General features: G+C 54.0%; 11 protein-coding genes and 1 pseudogene (1 of these 12 only partly in view). 9 read left to right on the forward strand and 3 right to left on the reverse strand.

The window, feature by feature from the left end; genetic code table 11:
- On the reverse strand, positions 1-753 hold the 5' portion of the coding sequence (locus AC3G7M_RS02080; protein WP_489214081.1) for an adenylyl-sulfate kinase. The gene continues 108 nt to the left of window position 1, outside the view; 753 of the gene's 861 nt are visible here — the first part of the coding sequence; the start codon lies at positions 751-753; the stop codon falls past the left edge of the window.
- Positions 754-800: 47 nt separating this feature from the next.
- Positions 801-1337: a PAS domain-containing protein gene (locus AC3G7M_RS02085; protein WP_489214082.1), complete on the reverse strand. Its 537-nt coding sequence runs from the start codon at positions 1335-1337 to the stop codon at positions 801-803.
- Between the two features lie 1822 nt (positions 1338-3159).
- Here AC3G7M_RS02085 and AC3G7M_RS02090 point away from each other — a divergent pair.
- The 9 genes and pseudogenes from AC3G7M_RS02090 to AC3G7M_RS02130 all read left to right on the forward strand — a co-directional run.
- The gene (locus AC3G7M_RS02090) at positions 3160-4863 is read left to right on the forward strand and encodes a glycosyltransferase (protein WP_489214083.1); all 1704 of its coding nucleotides are present in this window, start codon (positions 3160-3162) and stop codon (positions 4861-4863) included.
- A gap of 1544 nt (positions 4864-6407) precedes the next feature.
- Positions 6408-8720: a glycosyltransferase gene (locus tag AC3G7M_RS02095; protein WP_489214084.1), complete on the forward strand. Its 2313-nt coding sequence runs from the start codon at positions 6408-6410 to the stop codon at positions 8718-8720.
- An 83-nt stretch (positions 8721-8803) separates the two neighbouring features.
- Positions 8804-9286 (forward strand): hypothetical protein, encoded by a 483-nt coding sequence (locus tag AC3G7M_RS02100; protein ID WP_489214085.1) that lies wholly within the window; start codon positions 8804-8806, stop codon positions 9284-9286.
- Between the two features lie 136 nt (positions 9287-9422).
- Positions 9423-10235 (forward strand): hypothetical protein, encoded by an 813-nt coding sequence (locus AC3G7M_RS02105; RefSeq protein ID WP_489214086.1) that lies wholly within the window; start codon positions 9423-9425, stop codon positions 10233-10235.
- A 151-nt stretch (positions 10236-10386) separates the two neighbouring features.
- Entirely contained in the window at positions 10387-12690 is a 2304-nt protein-coding gene (locus AC3G7M_RS02110; RefSeq protein WP_489214087.1) for a glycosyltransferase family 2 protein, read from the forward strand.
- A gap of 59 nt (positions 12691-12749) precedes the next feature.
- Positions 12750-13868 carry a glycosyltransferase family 2 protein gene (locus tag AC3G7M_RS02115; protein ID WP_489214088.1) on the forward strand — a complete coding sequence of 373 codons (1119 nt, stop codon included), beginning with the start codon at positions 12750-12752 and terminating at the stop codon, positions 13866-13868.
- A gap of 30 nt (positions 13869-13898) precedes the next feature.
- Positions 13899-16031, forward strand: coding sequence for a glycosyltransferase family 61 protein (locus AC3G7M_RS02120; protein ID WP_489214089.1), 2133 nt, complete (start codon positions 13899-13901; stop codon positions 16029-16031).
- 239 nt (positions 16032-16270) lie between these two features.
- Complete coding sequence (locus tag AC3G7M_RS02125) at positions 16271-17329, forward strand: hypothetical protein (protein ID WP_489214090.1); 1059 nt, start codon at positions 16271-16273, stop codon at positions 17327-17329.
- A gap of 503 nt (positions 17330-17832) precedes the next feature.
- Positions 17833-18118, forward strand: a pseudogene (locus tag AC3G7M_RS02130) (transposase); the annotation flags it as partial.
- A 1700-nt stretch (positions 18119-19818) separates the two neighbouring features.
- Here the strand turns inward: AC3G7M_RS02130 and AC3G7M_RS02135 are convergent.
- On the reverse strand, positions 19819-21996 hold the full coding sequence (locus AC3G7M_RS02135) for a hypothetical protein (RefSeq protein WP_489214091.1): 2178 nt from the start codon (positions 21994-21996) through the stop codon (positions 19819-19821).
- Positions 21997-22062: the final 66 nt, after the last annotated feature.

Here is a 22062-nt window from a genome sequence, read left to right on the forward strand (position 1 = left end):
CCCGGGGCGCGCCCCGACACGGGACGGGCCGAGCCCTTGCGCCACTTCCTCCTCCGAGACCACGGGGATATCAGGCGTCAGCGCCCGCAGCGCCGGCAGGATGACGGCTTCCGCCGCCTCATCCGCCAGCGTCACCGGGCTGCCGTCGGCCTTCTCCCGCACGCCGGCACGGTCACCATAGAAGACGAGCGCCGCGCGCCCGGCCGCTTCAGCCACCGGCCGGAGGGACGCGAGCAGGTCCGTGAGCGAGAGCGTGTCCCCCACAAGCCCGCTCATGCCGCATTGCCCCGCAGCAGGCCGCGCTCTTCCAGCGCATCGATGATGCGGATGGCGGCCTCTTCCGAGGTGAGCGCAGTGGTGTCGATATGCAGTTCGGGATTCGCGGTTCAGGCGATGGCGGACATTGTCGCCGTCCAACAGGGTGGAATGCTTGCCGAGTTCAAACAGGCGTTTTTCCACCAGGTTCGCGATGGTGGACTTGCCGGCGCCCGAAAGCCCCGTGAACCACAGCACGAAGGCCTTCTGATCCTTCTGCGTGGCCCGCACGCTGCGATCAATCTCCATCGCCTGCCAGTGGATGTTCTGGGCGCGGCGGAGGGCGAAATGGATGGTGCCGGCGGCGACCGTCTCATTCGTGAAGCGGTCGATCAGGATAAAGCCGCCCGTCTCCCGGTTTTTCGCATAAGGGTCGAAGGCGACGGACTGGCCGGCGACGGCCACCGCCATGTCGCCGTCGAGGAAAACGCGCGACACGCGGCTTTCCCGGCCCGATGGCATGACGCGCACCACGTCTCCCGCCTTCACCGCGCCCGCCGCGATGAGACCGGAGAACCCGCGAAAATGAGACTGCCGAGCTGAGTCAGCGACCTATCCAGATCCTCCAGATGGATAAAAGAGAGGAGGTCATGACCGGTGAATTCATCTTCCGCCCAGCCAAGAATGCGGGTCACCGCCGCGTTGACTGCCGTGATCGAGCCGGTGAACTCGCAGACCACCAGCAAGTCCTGGCTGAGCTGCCAGAACCTGCCCCGTGCCCGCGTATTGGCATCTTCGGCCATGCGGTCATGAATATCCGTATTGGTACCAACCCGAAGAACAATGGCATTGTCCGCATCGCGAACCGGGATGGCGGGGGCCAGAAAACAGCGATAGAGGCCGTCATGGCGGCGGGAGCGGAGCTCCATCTCATAGTGCGTGCAGTTGCGGATCGCCGTCAGATAGGCGAGGTCGGAGCCTACCCGCTCATCCGGATGGACGGTCTCCACCCAATCTTCGCCGTCCGCCAGGAGATCACGGAGGCCAAAATAGTCGGTCGCCCGTTCATTGACCCAATCCACCGATCCATCGGGCCGCGCCGTCCACAAGCCGCGCCGTCCACAATTGGTTTGGCATGATCTGCGTCACGGCCTGGAAATTTTAGTCCTTTTCACGCGCCCAACGCTCCGCTAGCACGCGGTCCCTCACATCATTGCCCTGGGCGAAGATGCCGATGACCTGACCGGTCTCGTCGCGGATCGGCTGGCAGACGAAGTCTACGAAGCGCTCCTGCGGCGGCCGGTCGGGGACACGCTGGACCTTGAGCGATGCCGCTCTGGCATAATGCGTTTCCCGGTGGCATAGGCGCAGTTCAGCAACTCTTTGAACCCCTGGGCGGCGATCTCGGGGAACGCCTCAGACCGATCGGCCCATGATGTCGCAGTCGCCCATTCAGCCGATAACAGGCCGGATTGATGATCTCCGCCCGATGATCAAGTTCATATTTTATCGACATAAACCTTGGAGACTGGTCAAATCTCTGACAAAATTTCTCGCGCTCAGCATAGAGCTAGCGCCGGGCGACAACCTTTTCGGTGACCTCGATGAGGATGGCAATGCGCCGGCGGGGCGGTCCTGCTCGTCCAGGATCGGCGAAAAGGCGAGGTCTAGCGATACCTGCTGTTAGTGCCGCCCGCGGCACAGCGTGAGTTCCCGCTCACGACGTCGCTTAAGCTTTTCTCTCCAACATGCAAGAAACACCTAGCCTGTTGCCGGCCCGCGGGAGCGTCGCTGAACATCAAGGCGACCACGGCCGCGCCGTTACCTTCTATGAAGCTGCTCTGGTTTCGGGTAACATGCTTTATTCCAGTGCCCTGTATCGCATGATCATGCGCCATCGCTAACGCTTCGACTTCAGCCGGCCTGCGTGGTCGCGCGTGTACTTGCGCGCATTTCCGTCCAGAAATAACGGGAGTCGTTAGTGGTCACATCGCCGCGGGCGCTGTTTGCGATCCACCTGCACCGCCACGAGAAAGCACGACAGATTCTAGAAGAGAATTTGATTTTTACTCGGAATAACCCACGCTTCTTCCACAAGCTTCTTAACTTTTAAGGCATAACGATGTTGCCTATGCAACTTAAACTCGTCTGCGTCTGCGTCTGATACGTCTGAGCGCCTTGTGGGCGGGGAGACAACAAACGTTTCGCAATCCCATACCGGCCAGGTAGTCAATGACATGACGCTGGATAGGGAGACCACACTGCGCTCTCGCAGGCTCTCAGTGAGGCGCCCCCAAACCGCGACCATCGTCTGTTGCCACTCGTGCCGAAGCGGCCGGACCATATCCCGACGGCCCAGGCTATCGTTGTTACGATGGCGGAGGACGGACACTTCCAGCCCCCCCGCTCTGAGTGCTACAATTCTGGAGACAAAGAGTACGTTCTCCAGCCGATTGCGCATTATTCGGACGAGGAACCGCCATAGGCCGACTTGCGTGCGATGCGGTGCTTTTTACAACGAGGTTCGTTCAGGCAGCGCCCTTGGACAGACCGTGCTGCCGCTATGCTTATGTCTGTTAAACCAGACCTGAGCTGCTGGTGGAGAACGAATTCTGCGCGTGAATGAGACGCTCTCAGAGGCGGTGACTTGATTAAAGTAACCTAAAATATTTTTTAGTCAAAATACTCCCGGCCTATGGTAACTCACAAGCGAATGTGCCAAAAATAGTTCTATTTGAACCATCTGCCTCCCAGGAGTGGAGTAGCTAAAAGTTGGAATTAACCTTTGTTTGATGAAAAATCGAAGCTAGGCGAACCTTAACCCCTGGCAAGATGTATCCTTTGCGGATAATTTTTTAGCACGCTGCTCTCGGTCAAATTCCTTGTCTTTTGGATTTTAGTAACATGTCATATGGCCTCGTTGTCCAATGCTACATCAAGGTTGATACTTTAGATACTCTTTGCAAGAGCCTTCTTGAATGCGACCAACTTGAAAAATTCAATCTTATTTTTTGGATAGATAAGGCAAAAAGCGACAGCTCTCAGCGGGCAGACATTGATCTTAACTCTGCAGTAGTAAAATACATCGACGAGTTTACGCAAAAATACGGGCATTTATTCTCTTCTGTCGAAACAAAACTAAATGAAGTTAATCTCGGAACATGTAAGACCTGCCAGACGGCGGTAGACTATGCATTTTCGAAGCATGATTTTGTTGCATTTACAGAAGATGACACGGTCTTTGCAAAAGATGCTTTGAGTTGGGGAATGTCTCTTTATCAAAAAGGAATTCTAAACGACCCAGACGTAATCGCCTTGGCCGGAGAATCAATTTATTTCGATGCAAGGCGACAGGCTGTTGACTCAGATTACGTTCAAATAGCTACTGCCGTTGCAAATAATCGTGGTTATTACAACAAATATACGAAATTTAATTTCGTTCCTTCGACGTGTTTTTTTACTACAAAAGACAATTGGGATAGATTTGGTGCCATTCGTGGGCGGCCGCGCGGAGATGAGGAAGTTTGTGACCTCTGTCGCGAAGAGAACTTGTTTTGCGTTTTTCCTATCGTAGCTCGCGTCAAAGATGTGGGTATGCTGCACGAAAAAGGCTACAGCGTACGCACGCTAGGCGCAGAAAATGTCGCGGAAATAAAGAATACCTATCTTATGGCGGATTATTTAGTCCCATACTCGGACAAACCCGAGCCGTTCACAGGGAATGCAGGGCGTCTCTTTGAAGAAAGCGTAAAGATGTTCGGTTTTAAAAACGAATTGGCACGTCCCGCTGTAATTTCTCAAAAACCTTGGAAATTGTGGTGTTTCTCATTAAAAAACTTTGGTGACGCGTTAACACCGGCAATTTTCAGACACTACGGGGTTCCATTTGAACTCGTTGACAATTTTGAAGAAGCAGATCTTCTTGGCATAGGCAGCAATCTGGATCGTGTTCGATCGGACCATCATCCAATTGTAGTGTGGTCTTCCGGCTACATGTATCCCAAAACCAGGCCGATTAGTTATCGTGAACAAATTCGATTTTTGGGCGTGCGTGGAGAACATACGGCTGCTTTAGTCAAGCCGGCCCGACCGTCACAGCTTCCCATCGGTGACGGCGGTTTGCTCGTGAGGAATTTGGTTCGGACCTGTCATACTGAGAAAAAGTATGACCTTGGAATCATACCCCACATGTCCGATGTCGCGTCAATGCGAAGAAACGGAATGGATTCCTGGCCTGGAACTAAAATCATCGATGTTCTGGCACCGATCAATCAGGTTTTAAATGATATTGCTGCTTGCCGCCGCATTGCATCGTCTTCTTTGCATGGAATTATTACAGCAGACGCGTTTGGCATTCCAAATTGTCAGTTGATTTTTAGCGGAGGCCGAGAACTTGAAGGAGATGGCTTCAAGTATGAAGATTATTCATCAGCTCTAGGTTACCATATGCCACGCACGACTGTCGATGAAAGTGCCACATTTTCCGGCGTGGTTGAGCGTCTTGATATAATTCAGCCTAAAAAAGACAGCCTTGATCCAATTTTGTCAGCTCTTGAGATGACAGTTCACCTCCTGCGAGGAGATCGAGCAGGATTGTGTGTAATATAAAGCCTCGATCTTAATGGCATTGAAAAGAAGAGCCGATTGTATTTTCCACATTCTCTCCCACCTCGGGGGAATTGCTTAGAGACGTCGGGGAACGGAGCCGTATATTCTTCGGGAGGAGACTGTTCGACTCCCGATGGGATAGCGTTGCCCGCGATCTAACTGGTCTGGCCATTGGTCAGGCGGTTCGGGGGGGGGGTGACGGTCTAGGGTTTGAAACGCGCTCTTCATCCAATCGGGCTAATACGCCACCGTTCCTGCGCCAAACGGTCAGGTCAGCGAAGCCATTACGGCCTATCGCGATAGTACCTATCGGCGGCTCTGCATCGGTCCCGACCGGGCCGAGATGATCGACCCGACGAAAGCTTGTCGGGTCGAGGGAGATTTAGATGTTATTCATTGACTGGACCGAGGTTCTGATTGGCGGAAATGGCACTGTCCACGGCACGGTCGTGGCACCCTACGTCTCGTCGCTGAGAGGTCAAGCTCAAGTTGGACAGGGTCTATCTGGTGAACCGCTTCTTTGGGCGGCGGCAAGATGTTAGGGTGATTCTGATAGGTGCGATTTGGAGCAGCGCAACGCGTCATGATCGGATTCCAAAATGCGCTCAGTTGCGGCGTGGCCCTCGACGCCAAAATAACATCTCGGTTTTCCTCGCACTGCGCTAGGACTATCTGGTTGGGCGAATGCCTATCGCCAGTTCCTGCGCCTCCGTGGCAATGATCAGCGCTAGGTGCATCTAACGGATTTCAGCGCGCTAGTACAGGGCTATATGCCGGCTTGGCTCGCCGAAATCATCCATAACTTTGGCCCCGTCCGGGCGAACTACCTCGATGAGGTAGCGATGAGTTGAAATGATCGCGCACAAAAAGATCGATGCGAAGCCACCAGCATCCTTATGTTGCCCAAATCGATGCCGCCTGCTTTTGAGCGGCCACCTGAGGTCTGGACTGCATACGCTAGGAAGAGATCAAGGAGCGGGCGCTAGATGGGTTCGCGGCGACGTTCTATCCGCAATCCCTCCAGATTGTCATTAACCTCTCTTATCTGGCGGCAAGAATGATGGCAGTAACCCTTCTTGCCGAAGAGCATACTGCACGACGGCGCATTGGAAGAGGAAGGTCGCCGCATCACAACTGACACTGCTGGACGGGGGTTTGACTAAGCACGCCACTCGTTGCGATAGCAGACATTTTATAGTCTAAGTCCAAAATGCTCGTCGGTAGCCGATCTTATCGGCCGGTCTCTTTGCGTCAAAGTTTTCAGAGAACGAGGTTTCAGCCGGCACTTGACCGAGCGATCAATGGCTCAACCTGCCCTGCAAGCCTTTTACGGAAAAATTCGCGCAAAGTACATAACCTGCGGAAAAATTTCAATAATAATTCACTATTGTGTGAACCGATTAAAATTAGCATAATTAGGTGCAGTGCAACATGAAACTGATTAGCGCATCCGGTGAGGATCGATTGCTTCGATGGATCTAAGCTGGATGGCAGGATTTGAGCCTTTGCAGTCCCCCACAGACGGAGGGATTGAGCGCGCCGTTATGCTGGCGAACCGTCTTCTCGAGGTCGAAGCTAATACCCTGGCTCTGCGGGCCGAGATCACACGTTTGCGGCGCGACGTTGAGAACCACAATGGCGGCGGAACTGCTGCCGGCTGGTTTGAACCATCACGGGCGCGCTTTCCATGGCGGAGAGCCGAAGAGCCAGACGTCTCTCTGTCGGAGTTAGGGCCATATGATCGCCGCGTCGATGATTTGGTGATAGAAGAGGCAAGTCGAGGCAAAGTGTTCATGGAACGGTTCGGCCTTGACACGAACGCTCCTGATTTCGCGGCCGCGGTCACAGCTCTGAACAGTATGAAGAGGCGGCTCCAGATTTGTGACGAAATCACGGCGCAGCTGCCTGACGTGTCTATCATCATACCGGTTTACGGCCAGCTGGCCTATACACTAAACTGCGTCGAAAGCCTGTTCCTACAGTCCTCCAAATATTCTGCCGAGATCATTATTATCGATGATCGCTCACCTGATGATAGCGGTGATTATCTTACCGCCACGCGGAGCGTCCGCTATCATTTGCAGCCTAAGAATGGCGGCTTTATCAAAAGTTGTAACGCCGGCGGGAAAATGGCGCGTGGGCGTTATGTGCTCATGTTGAACAACGATACACGGGTCGTGCCTGGCTGGCTCGATGGCTTGCTTGACAGCTTCAAACTTTTTCCCAAGGCAGGTCTTGTCGGATCAAAGCTCTTTTATGCCGACGGCAGCTTACAGGAAGCGGGTGGGATCATTTGGCGGAGCGGAAATTGCTGGAATTATGGTCGTAACGATGACCCAAATCGCCCGGAGTACAGTCATGCACGGCAGGTTGATTATATCTCAGGATGTTCGATCGTTCTGCCGACTAAACTATGGCATGCGCTAGGCGGATTCGATCCTCTCTACACACCGGCCTATTGCGAAGATGCAGACATCTGCCTTCGGATTGCTGCTCTGGGTTACGAGGTTTGGCTTCAGCCTCAATCCCGCATTGTGCATTACGAAGGTAAGACATCTGGCACCGATACAGGCAAGGGAGTTAAAGCTTATCAGGTAACAAATACCCGCAAGCTCTATCTTCGGTGGCGGAAAGCCCTGGAAAGCCACCGGCGTGATCCGGAAGCGCCTTATCTAGAACGCGAGCGGAAGACGGAGCGCCGGATCCTTGTGGTCGACGTATCGACTCCAACGCCCAATCAGGATGCGGGTTCTGTGCAGACAGTACTGGCGCTCCAGGTCTGTGGCAAGCTCGGTTACAAGTCGTATTTTGTGCCAGAGGACAATTGGCTTTTCCAAGACCGCTATACGACTGATCTGCAGGAAATGGGGGTCGAATGCGCCTATGCGCCTTATGATCTTGGCTTCACCAATTATATCCGGCGGTATGGGCATCTTTTCGATGCTGTTCTAGTTTACCGTTACCATGTGCTGGAGCGCATCCTCGCGGATATTCGCAACTACGCAAAGGATGCTTGTCTCCTTTTCCATGTCGCGGATCTTCATTTCCTGAGAGAGCAACGGGAGGCGGAACTCGCGGCCGACCCCGAGAAACTGGCCATGGCTGCAGTCACCAAAGAGAAAGAGTTGGCCGTCGCGGCGGCTGCAGACTGCATCATCACGCATTCTACAGTCGAAGCCAGTGTTCTTGCGAAAGAGATGCCCGAAGCGCCGGTGGCAATATGGCCGCTGATGTACGAGGTCTTCGGCACCTCGGTGCCATTTTCTGCCAGGCGGGATATCTGCTTCCTTGGCGGCTATCGCCATACGCCCAATGTCGATGCGGTTAATCATTTTGTCACGAATGTGCTTCCTATCATCCGGGCGTCCGATCCAGGCATTCGCTTCCTCATCGCGGGCGCAAATGCGCCGCAAAGTATCCGTGATCTTGTAGGTGACGGGATCGAATTTCTGGGCTTGGTCGATGATCTGCGCGATCTCTTCGATCGTGCGCGTGTTTTTGTCTGCCCGCTGCGCTATGGCGCTGGCGCCAAGGGCAAGATTATGTCTGCATTGTCCTATGGACTTCCTATTGTCTCCACGGCCATCGGCGTAGAAGGCGCCGGCCTGGAAGATGGTGAACACGTGCTTGTCGCTGATGAGGTGAAGGATTTTGCCGCGACAACGCTCAGACTCTATCATGATGAGGCCATTTGGAAGCGTCTGTCCTCAGCTGGGCAAAGTCTGTTGGAGGAACGGTTTTCCGTCGGTATGGGAGCCGATGTGCTTGAGCAAGCGCTCGTTAAGGGGCATCAACGTCGGATGGGCATCGTGTCTGCCGACGGATTGCCGTTTGATCCGCCAACAATTGTTCTATAGGATAGATCACGTGCGATATGACCGAGTTCGGAATAACTAAGCATAGATACGCTTATTTTCAACAGAACGATTAGGAGAGTCAAATGGCCGCCGCGCCAGTGCTCAAAAAAGAGATCAAGAACGACAGCAATTGGGAAATCGGGGAAACCCGGCTTTTCAGCAACTTTGACCTCGGAACCTCCGAGTTAGGCTCTGGCTGGGCAGCTCCAGAAGATCAGCACGTTTGGAACGATGGTCCAGAGTCAGTGCTGCAGATCGTGACGGAGCCGGTCACGCGCGCTCTGAGCCTTTCCTTCGAAGGCGTTCCTTTTATTGGTGGCACTTGCAAGCACCAGGATATGACCCTCTACGTCAATGGCCTCCGCCTCGGCTTTTGGCGCCTGCGTGAATCGAAGTCCTACATCCTGAGTGTCACGGTCGAGCCTGAGCAGATTATCGAGCGGGACGGAAAAGCTATGCTAAACTGCGCCCTGCATCTTCCGGACAGCGCCCGTCCCGCTGATCTAGATCTTGGTAAAGATACGCGCGAACTCGGCTTCTGCTTCCGGTCTGTTACACTGTCCTGATCAGCTGTAGAGCGACGTAAGCCCTGGCAGCCGGCTCGAACTAGCGCCGGTTGCCGAGGTAGCTGTCCTTGACAGGACTCGCTTGCGAACTATCATCGAGCGTATTGTTACCTGTAGATGCTAGGGTTTGGGCGCGATGAGTAGCGAGGCGTTCGTCACCTTCCCATCAGCGATATTTAAGTCGGGAGATGATTTCAAGCGCTTCCGGTCTGATAATCGGGATCTATTCGATGAGCGATACCGGCGCGAACAATCGCTCGGTACTCATGACAATGCCCTTGTGATGAACGGTGTTTGCGCGCCTTGTCTTCAGGTCACCCAATTCCAGTCCTTAACCGCGGGCGGCGATGTGACAGTCGATGGTCGCAATGTGCCGCATTGGAGGAAAGCGCAGGTCTGCGGATGCCGTTTCGGGCTTACGAGTCATGAGCGTGCACTCATTCATACGGCGTTGCCGCATTTTGGCAAACCGTCCTGGTACCGGGCAGGCGTCCTTGACCAGGGTAACCGCGTCGCAGCGTATGTATCCCGGCTCCTCCCAGATCTGGCACAATGGAACCGCCTGACAAGAACAGCCGAACAAGGCTTGTCTCTGCCCGTCTCAGAAGCAAGTCAGCATATGATTTTGGCTGTTGACATGCTTCCGCATGTCATTCCCCTGAAAGAAATGTTAGCCGCTGTGGCCAGCGCGCTGTCCCCGGGTGGCGTTTTTGTTTTTTCTACAGCTTTTGACGTTGAGGCAAACGAGACCCTTTCCTTTCTCACAACTGATGAAACAAGCACGGCTGGGAACCAAATTTTCTCGGCGCGCCCGGTCCATCGCTTGGGCTGGGATCTGATCCCGCTGCTTTTGGATTGTGACTTCAGCAGCGCTGTCGGTTACTGCTACTGGTCTGAAGAGCTGGGGTATCTTGGTCCATACAACATGATTTTTGTCGCTCACCGATGATGAGGACATGATATTGCGCTTCGGTTACGAAATTGTCCTCATCGACGATCTTGTTAAAGTAGACGGCTGCTATCGCGAGGCTATTATGATGTCATTGCACCTACGCTCTGATCAAAGCGTATGCTTCCGCGGCCAGGGGTGTTGTTGATCGATGTTGCAAGGGCATCTCGAAAACATTCAAGAAGACGGTTTGATCACAGGTTGGTGCTGGGACCCGGAGCAGCCGGCGGAACGCGCCAATCTGATTGTGCTCGTCGACAATGAGCCCGTCGGCGATCTAATCGCCGACAATTTCCGCCCGGACTTGGAAGCGGCGGGGGTCGGCGATGGTGCCCACGCGTTTACCTTTTTGCTGCCTTGGTCGGCGATTGCCCGCAAATCGGTCACCTCCGTCCATATTGCTGATCCGGTGAGCAACCGTGCTATCGGCGGCACTTTGACCTTCCGCCGCACTGCTCTGCTGCCGGTGGAGCAACGGCTTACCGAGCTGGAGCATAGCGCGCGACTTCTACAGGCTCGCCTCGACGAGGCAAACCGGCATGCGAGTCGCATGGTCGCGATGGTGCAGAGCACACTTGCCACCATCGGCACCTTTTTCACGCAGCTCGCAGAGATGCCGCTCGATGTCTTGCCCCGACAGGCGTCGACAGGGATCATTAATAGACTTTTGGCGAATGCCCGGCCGGAGTTCGAGCCTTTCGCCTTCTCCGTGCCGGCCTCACCGCTCATGACTATCTGCATCAGTGGGGCAGGAGGTCTCGCCGAGGTTTACAGTTGTCTGCGAACCATAAAGGCATGCGGGATTGATGACGAGGCCGAAATTATTGTTATTGACTCAGGCTTCAGTGAAGATGGCGCACTGGTGCCGCTTCTCGTGCAGAACATCCGCTATTGGCGTGTCGGGGCGAATCAGTCGTTGCTGGAGGCTCGTAACCGGCTCGCCAATTTGGGTAGTCGCGAGCTTCTTCTCTTTCTGTCCCCGAGCGTGCGAATGCGGCCTGACTGGTTAGCAGCCGTACAAGCGACATTCGCCGCACACCCCAATTGTGCTGTCCTAGGTTCAACCGTTCTGCGCTCGGATGGCACCGTTCAAAGCTCCGCACTGACACTCCACCGATCCGGGCGTCTGAGCGATAGGGGCTATGCTGAAACACCTGAGGCACCTTGGCTGAACCGGTTGCAGCCGGTCGCGGCCATCCCGGATCACGCTATGCTCATCCGTCAGGCGGTTTTTGCCGAGGTTGAGGGATTTGATCCTGCCTATGTAGATCTGGCCGCGGCCGCGACAGACCTGTGTTTGCGCTGTTGGGACTCTGGCTATTCGGTGCTCCATCAACCCGTTGGAACACTTCATTGGGAGGATGGGGGGATCGTTACTAGTAATACGGCGGCCGCTGATCCGGGCCTGGATATGCTGCTCGCCGAACGTTGGCAGCATCTGGCGCGCCCAGCCTGGCCTGCGTCAAAGGGTCGGGCGCTCATCATCGACACGGGTCCGGCGATGTCGGGAAATATGCTCCTGCAGAATGCGGAAGCGCTGCAGCAGCTTGGATACGATGTAGCCTTTGGCAACATCATGGAACTGGGGTCGGACGACCCTGGTTCGGACGCGCTGCGCAAAATGGGCATTGAGGTCTTGAGGGCGCCCTATGATCCCTCAGTCCTTGGCGCAATCAAAAATGCTAGCCCTGGCTTTGACATCATACAGATTTCCCCGGCCGCCGCAGCATACGTGAGTCCTGAGACGATCCGGCCGTTATCCCCCGGTTCGCGCATTATCCTTGCCATGGACGAACCGGCATGCGGGAGTCTTGCCAATATGGCCGAGGAGCAGGCGGCCCGTCTGTCAGCTGCACTCACCGCAGCCGACGGGGTCATCGCGCCGAACGAGTCCGCCCGTAGCACGATTTTGGGAAACACGAAGAAGTCGGTTGCTGTGCTGATGCCGAGCGAAGCCACGGCTCGCGACGGCTTGTGGCTGCTATTGGACGGGCCGGAAGAAGCGGTGCTGGACGCTGGACGCTGGCTCCGTACCCTTTTGGCGGCCCTAACCAAAGCGGTGCCAAGTTGCACAGTGCATACATTAGAGCGAGCGGGCCTGCATCTGCCAGCGGGCATAAAACAGCACGCTGCCGGCGAGGAGCTATTAGGACGCATGCGCCTCGCCTTAGCCCCGTTCCGGCTACCCGCGCTAGAGCCAGCGGCCATCAAGGCCTGCGCCCAGGCCGGCCTGCCTTTGATCGTGACCACGGCTGCGCTAAATGGCGCATCGCCTTCGCCAGGCATGGTGGAGGTAGACGCCAAGGCGCAGGCCATCGGCAGGCTTTTGCGCAAGCTGGAAAGTAAGGCCGACTGGGACGATCTGGCGGCCCCACTGCGTGTCCGCCCGGCGACCAAGCATTGGGTTAATGCCTATCGCGCCTTGGCGAAAAATTTGAAGCTAACGGTCCTGTGATACGGGCCACTCAAGACTATGATGTCCGTGGCACTCTCGAAGTGCGGGACTACTTAGCAATGGGCTGGTGCTGGTCTCAACAAAAGCCAAGAGAGGCGCTGCGGGTTGAAGTTCTGAGCGATGGCAAAGTTGTCGCCAGCGGCCTCGCCGCGCGCCTGGTACTTGAACTCGTTCGACCCAATATAACGGACGGTTATCACGGTTTTTTGCTCATTCTGCCGAAAACGTTGCCGCCGGGCACCATTCTGGAAGCGCGAGAGGCGCGGACAGGAAAGGTCTTTGGGCGCCAGTTGCCGGCGGTTTTACCCGATGTCACAGCGTGGCACCGGCGATTGGGGCATTTGAACGGCATCGTATCCGATCTTCACGACGGCCTCGGCCAAATTGAACAAGATGAGTCTCTATGGTCGATCGCCTGGCGCGCTGGCGGCCGGCTCCTCGACCGGAAAGATGCAGGAACCGGGTCCGAGAGCCCGATGCGTGGACTTGCCTTGCGGCCATTCGCAGAACCACTCTGGACCATCATCCTTGATTTGCCGAGGGCGGCCAATCAAGTGACCGAGGACATGGCGCGATGGGAACTAACGCAGCTTGCACCCCTACTCTCTCAAGCGCGAGCTGAATTAGTAGTGATCGATGACGGGCGAGCCTCGGGTTTCTTGGATGGAGTGAAAAGTTTGCGCTGTGCCGCGGTGCCGCCAGGCACAGGAGATGCGGCGCGGCTAAATCTAGGACTTGCCCTGGCGCGAGGCGCATATGTGGCGATTTTTGCACCAGCCCAAGCCAGTCGACCCGTCCTCAACCAAATTCCAGACACAATGCGCGCCCGCGCGGCCTTGTTCGCGGCGCCCCCAGACGGGGTTGTGGTCGGCGGCGGGGCCGCCGCCAGCCTCCTTAGTGCCGGCCTCTCCCATGAGTTGCCTGTGGTCAAACGCGCTACAACAGATGCGGGGCTGATAACCATGCCTCGCGCGGTCTACGAAAGAATTGGTGCCTTCGACCCTGTGATGGATGATGGAGCTGATTTGGCCCTGTTAGACTTCGCATTCCGAGCAAGAAAAGAACGTCTTCCAGTCTCTCTCGTGCTTGTATCGACCACAGCAGTTACACCAACGGCAATTACAATCCAGGCACGTACAGCTTTTTCAAAGAAATATATATCCCGACAATCTGGATAACGAAACTCTGCAGAGTTAGGTCTGATGTAGATGATGAACAACGCTATTCGTTTGAACCTATTGTCAAAAGCGAGCGAGTTTAGCTCCAGTGCCGCGCCGCCACAATATGCTCATCTGATTGATGACGCACGTAGCTGCCTTTCCAGCACCGCAAACTCAGACACATATAAACAGCTATATGCTCATCTGGACGACTATACCGCTGATTTTCAACTTCATCCTGCTATCTCCCTAGCCGCTCTAGTTGCCGCTGTATCTAAGCTTTCCCTCACTCCGACTTTTTTCAATGATAGATCACTCTTCTGGAATCGTTTACCCAGATCGATCGTTGGTGCGGCCGTTCAGCTTATAGCGTTGACTCTACCGAACAGCTTCCAAATCTGCTGGCAAGCGATGGACCAATTAAATGGAACCGCGTCTCTCGCGACAAGACGCCGAGACGGGCTTGTTCTTCACAAAATGTGGCCAAAGGAATTTTGGGCCGCATTTCATTTTGCCAAAGCTGTGCCCGGTGACAAGCATAAAATCGCAACAATTCGGTATCTTTTAGCGCACTACTCAAAACATGTTGGCCATATCGCCTCTCTAGTTAGCGGACTCTCGAGTGAAGAAGCAACCCCTTCGTCACTCAAGGCCTGCTTTCTGCTGGCAGTCGAAACGCATCTTTCGAAGAAAAACTTCGAGGGGTGGGAAGTCCTTTTCGTCGCTCGCGCACTCGAACACATCGGCGACCATTCTAAGGCATTTTTAGTTCTGGAGCGATGCTTCAGCTCCGCCATGACTCCTCACATGCGGTTCGAGAATCTACTAATTTTCTCCCGTCTCGCTAAAACGCTCTACGGAAGACTTCCAGAGGTGCGTTACTTGGCAACCGCCATGCGTGTAATGCCCCACCATCCCCATGGTCCCGCATTAGTTCGAAAAATTGCTGATATTCTGTCGGATTTCCCCGATATGAGGAGGACCAGGGACCCTCTCACATTTAGCTGCGGTCAGGCCGACATCTTGGCTTCGGAAGGTCAGTTTGACATTCATCAAGCTCTACAGTTTTGGCTTATATTTCCGCAATATTTAGCTGTGGAGGAACGACCCTCATTTCCATCGCCCGCAAATGATCCGGCTCTGAAGCCCACGGTATTGATTCAGGAATCGGAAGCAAGTTTTTTGTCTCCGCGCGATGGAAGCCGCGTTCAGATCGGAACTGATCCTTGGACGGTGGCGGCAACTATGCACGTTGCCAAAAGCACGAGACGTAAATTGCTTTATGTCGAAGCCGAAGATGTTTTACTTAAGGTCGCGGCAAGTTACAGCCTTGCCTTTACAAGCAAAGGCTACCCAATTGTGGAGGTATGTTCTGGCCACGCCTCTTTTTTTTCGCATTCCACTTTTTTTAATAAGGAAATCCAGAACCTTAAAGGAAACTACGTGAGTTTGTGCGTCCCCTACGGACACAACAACTATTCACACTTTCTACTCGACAGAGTTCCGTTTTTGAAATGGATAAGGGACTGGCGCGAGCCCATTGATATTTTGTTTGATGCCGACGCAATGAAATTCGCAGAACCATTCTTTCGCGCGCTTAACTCAAAAGCCAAGTTGACTCCAATCGAGCGAGATCAGATTTATAGGATTGAAGCTGTCCGAATGTTTAGTATGCCCCAGCATCCTCTGCATCTCGGCAATCCAGATTACGTTGAGTTCCTTCGCACCTTCGTTCCTAACTGGCAAAGCCGGACGGCGAATAAGCGTTTGATAATACATAGAGACCGAGGAAGACGAGGAATAGCTAATCAGGAGGAATTTTACGATTTCATGACAGCCCTAGGCTATGAAGTCGTTCGACTGGAAACTATGTCCATATTGCAACAGCTGGAGTTGATGGCAGAGGCCTGCGTGATAATTGCAATGCATGGCGCAGGCCTGGCAAATATAGTCACCTGTAAGCCGGGATCAGTTTTGGTGGAAATTCTGCCCAACGGATACAGCACACCCGCCTTTGCCATCACAGCACAGGCCGCAGGCCTGCATTACTTTCCATACCTGGAGATGTCTGAAGAAAACCTCGTCTTAGCGACGAAAAAACAATATTCAGACACAAAAATTACATTGCCGGTTTGGCAACGTTTTTTGAAAAACGTTCATTCGACCTCGAACGGTTCATAAGGTGCATTAAAAACGCACATACGCAGCGTCCGGCCAACCCAATATCGGACCAAGTCTCAAGGCTACCGATATGAGCTGCGACTGCCATTGATTGGTTGTCGCAGCTCTGTTAGAAGTCAGTTTTTATGGCTATGCGGAAAACTTTACTTTAAAATTGCTTGAAGGGTATTTGAACGCAGCTCGCTTGCGACGTTCAGCGCTTTTAGTTCATTAGACAGGCATTGAATAAGTATAATTAGATGGCAGACCAAGTGAGCGCGAATCGGATTTTCCAGAGTGACAATCTTGAGTGCATTTTCAAAGATCGTGGGGGAGACACCCTTCTCATCACCTTCAATGAAATGGGGATGCGCGCGAATGGAGAGCAGATTTGGGCGGATGGGCCCGCTCAAAAAATGGGCCTCAGCGTCGCAGGGTTTGTAACAACGCGGCCTAACTGGTTTCCGCCAGACGACATGCGGGCCTGTATATCTATCCTGGAGAGCGCTTTGTTAGGGCGTAACTTCAGGAGAATTACATTCGGCCTCAGCCAAGGTGCCTACGCAGCATTGAAATACAGTCGTCTATTAGGAAGCGACACTAACATTGCATTTTCACCGCAGGTTTCAATATCGCCCGAAGATGTCAAGGATACCAGATTCTCCCGATTCTACAATGATAGTCTTCACCAAGAAATGGCAATCGTGGCAGATGACTTGGGAGGCGATTCATTTGTATTCTTTGATCCTTATGACGCGTCGGACTCAGAGCATTGTGAGATTTTGTCGAGAATCGCTCCGATAAATCTTGTCCGTCTACCATTTGTGGGCCATAGCTCTATACGAGCGTTCGCGGGGACAGAAAATCTTAAAGCCGTTCTCCAAGCTTGCTCGAACAGAGATGTGGCTGCTCTTCGACGACAATATAACAGGGCAAAGAATAGAAATCCGCATCGTCCATACCTGATGGCAATGGAGTTGATTTCGAGACATCCTTTATTAGCTCTCAAGGTATTTGAGAAATACCGTTTAAAATCTCCAACTAGCCCATGGACCGAGGCCTGCTTCCGTCTGTCAGCGGCTGGCTACAGCAAGAACGTCATCGGATGGGTGCGGCAGAATGCGACGCACAAATTCGATGATCACGCGGCACAAGCCTGTGCGGCCTTGGTCTCATTGAAGACAGACGATCCCTTCTCCGCACTAAGCTTTATTGATCGCGCGCTGGAAATTCTTCCTCATCACAAACCCTACGAACATACCCGAGAGCGAGCCAGAGCAATGATCGCAAGAAAATCTTCCCAGGGCGAGGGTCGATAAGCGGCATTCCCGAACGGATAACATTGTGGTCACGATCTCCGGTAGGGGTGATCTGTTGATCATAGATATTTCTGCCCGACGAAGGATAAGTTTGCGCGATTCAAGCTGCATCTGCCGCGGGACACGCGAGGCAAGCAGCGAGTTGATGATCGCCGTGTGATCGGCGGCAGCGTGCATATGCCGACCTTTAAGCGCCGTATGAAAGATACATTGTGGTCTAAGAATCGCCGAAACCGGTCTACAACCGGTTTTAACGATGGGTGGTCAAAGGCGTCTGGGCGAATCTGTTACATCCTCTCGCGACTTCCTACGGTCAGCCTCCGGAACTGCTCATCAACTCTTCTGCGGTCAAGGCGCACCGGTGCACCTAGGGTCGATTAGGGGCAAGCGAAACCACGCGATTGGGCGCTCTCCGGTCGGGCGCCCTTCTCACAATTCCTTGGTCCATTAAAACGCGTTTAAGCCCTATATTATCAGGGATGTACGGCCCTATCGATCTTGAGATGGACGCGGGGGAGCCGGACGTCCTTCGTATATGGCCTTCCCGTTCAGCACCGCGCGGAGCTACACCCGACGAACCCCTTGTAAAGACTGAATGGTGAGATCAAGCGCCGGAGCGAAGTCGTCGGGATATATCCCAACGACGCCGCTGTGACGCCCCTTATTGGTACGCCGTTGCTCGAACAAAATGACGAATGGTCCGTCCAACGGGTACGCTACATGATACTGGAAACCATCGCCCCACTGAGCGATGATGCCATTGTCAGCATGCCCACACTGGTCAGCTGATCAGGCAGTCAACGCTGCTCGAGGGCACGCTCCTACAGCACGCCGCGCCGCGCGATCAACCCGTCGGCTACCCTACCGCTCTACACTTTGAAGAACCTTGTGAAAGAAGATCCCCACCATCTTTCAGCTAGTGGGCGCGCTCATGGCCTTTATGCGACGCTCTTCGATCCAGCAGAATGTTGCATCAGGAGTGGGGCCCTCTATCTCTACGACCGGATAGCTCTCGACCACCTATTCAAGGGCAACGTCGGCACGCTCACCGCATCTGGAATACCAACCGATTCGGACAGATTTATAGCGCACATCGCCGCCGCCTAGATCGAGCTTGGTCATCCCGCTTACTGAATCGTGGCAGAGGCATTCGGCGAAGACCCTCAACTGTGCTGATGCCCGCCGCGGTATTGCCGGATGGATACCTCATATCCGTATAATCAGTGACACAAATGGTCACGCTGCCCGCTATCAAGCCTAGGACGCTCCAATTAGGCTTAGCCTCCGCCTGGGTAGCAAGCCAAGCTCCCACCCCAGCAACCGTCATCCCATCCACCACTGAGCCACTAGGCGGTCCTTGCGGGCTTTGGAGGCGCCGCCGAGAGGACTACTGAAAAGGAAGATCATGCCTTCGCGCGACCTCTGAGGCTCTCACATCCTGCTCAAAACTTTTTCGTAACAACACGTCCCTTGTTATGTTCGCGCCAATAACACGGCAGGCATTGGCGACACTGGCATCGGCCACCTCCAGCTCGGGCAAGATGCGCAAATTCCTTAGGCCGCCATTGCGGCTGCTAACCTCGTTTTAATCTCCACCGTCGAAGCGGCTTTTCTGTCTGCCGTCCGCATTGGTGCAGCTATTGGTTCCGATTACCAGCCCTAGGCCATTGATATCTAGCGCGGAACCGCGGCCTCTCCCAGTACCTGGAAACTTGGTATGATCTCGTCCATAATTTGCGCCGAATGATCGACCTACACGAGGGCAACATGGAAAACCGATTTTACACCGGACGGGGTATGTTCACTCCCGCATCAATAACTTACCTAGTGGGTTTCATTCTCTGCATTCTGGCTGAAATATATTTTCAGCTTCATGGTGTTTTAATCAACCGTGTTGCAGGTACTATTATTGCGAACTATACATGGGTTGGCGCAGCGTCATTTTTTGTCGCTACTTTTGTATCATCAATTTACAATATTTTCAGGGGGTCTAAAGATGGATCCTGATGTGGCGGATTTTGTAACCCGTGCGATGTAGACCTAAAAATGGCAAGGATACGATGGCCTGCGCAGATTGAATGAGTTAGTCGCTAGAACTTCCGGTGATTGTGTACCATTTTCCTATCACTGGCCGGCCTGCGTCGTGACATAAGAGGCTTTGCTCCGGAAACGGGATTAATCAACCGCTTGTACCCTTTTTGACAAAGCTTTTGGAAGCATAGGGTCGTTTGGTCCTGGTATTTTTGAGACTGCGCCCTAACCCATGAATTCTTGAATAGAGATCCCCCGATAACGGAGACGGGGCCTGCGTCACGGGATCATGTTTGTATCAACAGAAGCTTGGAAAGGTCCGTTTCAGGTCGGCGAACAAATGAGGTTTGCCATGCCAAAACGGACTTTTCCAAGCAAGTTTGAAGAAGCACTAGCGTCAAGCTCTCCAAAACGCGGTTTTAGCTGACGAAAAATGAGCGTTTACGTTCAACAAGGTATTACTGTTGAATAATTTCGACTAAACATGCGCCGCCCGCACCGCCGGAGCCTCCATTCATTCTGCCATCGCCGCCGCCTCCACCGCCAGCCCCGTAACCGCCAGCTCCTCCGTTGCCACCGGCGCCAATAGGGTTGTTTGCGCCACCCCCGCCTCCGATGCCGATATTGTTATAAAGGTTGCCGCCTGCGGCTCCGTTAGCTCCAGCAGTTATTCCGCCAGGTGCGCCACCTTGGTTCATTGTAGATCCACTGTTTGCTCCAGCCAGCTGGGCTTGAGTTGCGGCCATGCCTGCCCCCGCCCCTCCTCCGGAAGGCCCATAGGGCGCGAAGGCTGCGGCAGGCGGGGCTATTCCAAGTGGACTCCCAGAGCCAGCACTCCCTGTCCCGGCTAGGTAGGGAGTTGCGCTTGCGGCGCCGCTTGCTCCTGCCACGCCGCCGCCCATCCCTCCAGCACCCGCTGAAGAGCCCGATGCCAAGCGTCCTTTGCCGCGAAGTCCGGCGGAGCCGCCAGACGCAGAAATGGTCCTGCCTCCGGCAGAGGGGGCGCCACCACCATACGCGACGTAAGTTTCGAATTTCGCATCCCCGCCTGTGGTGCCGGCCTCTCCCGCCATTCCTCCCGCTGCTGCAGAGCAAACGTTCACGCGCGCCCTGGGCGGAAAATTCGCGGCGGGGCCCGAGATATTCACCACGTCTCCTGCTGATCCACCGGCACCACCACTATAGACGGTTCCGGGGATTGCAGTTGTGCCTCCACCGCCACTCGAGCCACCGCCGATAAGAAGAAGCGATATTAGCCTGGCATTCGAGTTTTTTACCCAGGTCCCCGACGATTTGAAGGTATCAATTTCTAGTACGCCTGAGCCTATTAAGATAGGAGATCCATTAATGGCGACCATTCCTTTGCCCGCTGTAGTTAGATTCCACCCAGCGTTATTTCCACTTCCAGTTGGTGTGATCAAAGCTGCAGCGGTTGGCAAACTTGGTGGCTTGTCCCCTGTTTCGGTACTACCAACATAGTTTGCAATTGACCGACCAGGTGAAAGAACAATAGCGTTTCCATCATCGAACCTGCCATAGAGCAAACGAATGCCGGTGTGCCATTCCAGCCCGATTTCAAGAGGCGACCAAGGAACATCATCTGTAGCGTCATCTTTTGTGGAGCCATGACCACTTTCCATTATGCCACGTCCAGTTGAGCCCACTATGCTATCTGGCTCAACCAAATATCCCGTATATGATTTCGGGTAGACAGCGATGGTATCTGTGTTCAAGTCAGAAGATCTGGCGACTGAATAGGCATAGGTAACGTTCCGGCCGGTCCCGCCACCGCCATCACCGATAACGCTAGCTTCTGGAACAAATAGATAACCGCCCGACGGATTATCTCCTCCGACGTTCTCTGGTCCAACGTTTAGGTCAGATCGTGCCCGCTTAAAGCCTGCATCTGGACCACGATTGGTGGTATTGAGTTCCTCTCCGGCGCATCCAAAAGTCACGGTTTGATTGTTGGCACATAAAATTTGCGTAAAGCGTCCATACTCAGCAGGCGATCCATTACTTCCCGTCAGTGTCTGATCCGATATGATGTCCTGGCTTAACGACAACTGATACGTTCCAATACCACCCTTCGTGCCTTCAAGCTGCCTTAGAATATAAGGATCACCATGAATGCCTGCTCCACCTACCACCATTCCCTGCTGATAGGTGCCGCTAGTGATATCCTCAACAGTCATTGTTGTCCCCAAAATATGGCCTTTCCCCAACGCAGGGACCGGAGCAAACTTCGGGTTAAAGTGACCGTACCAGGTCTGAGCTACGTCAAAACCAGGGCCAATAGCACTACTATAATAGCCTCCGTAGAAGCCACTTCCAACCAAGCCACCGGTATCCTTGACAGTATAGGGAATACCGTAGGTAGCACCCTGGATATCTGCGGCGAAGCTGGAGCGGTAATTGAGCCGAGAAGTCAGGCCGCTAGCGTGAAATGTCATGCCGCCGTTCGTCTCAATAGCACCACTGAATGTGCATCCGGCAGTCTGACAAATTCCCAACATATGGCTATCGTCGTGAGGTGTAAGACTTTTGCTATCTGCGGTCCCTTTTTGCCGGCTTTGGGCATGCGCAGCGGGCATCAAGGTCCAAACCACCAATATGCCAAGCAGGAACTTTTTCATACGCAAAGATCCGTTTAAACTAAGGTGCCATTAGAGGGCAAGTCGAGTTCTCGGGCAACTGTTTAC

The organism is Acidisoma sibiricum, from assembly GCF_057837225.1.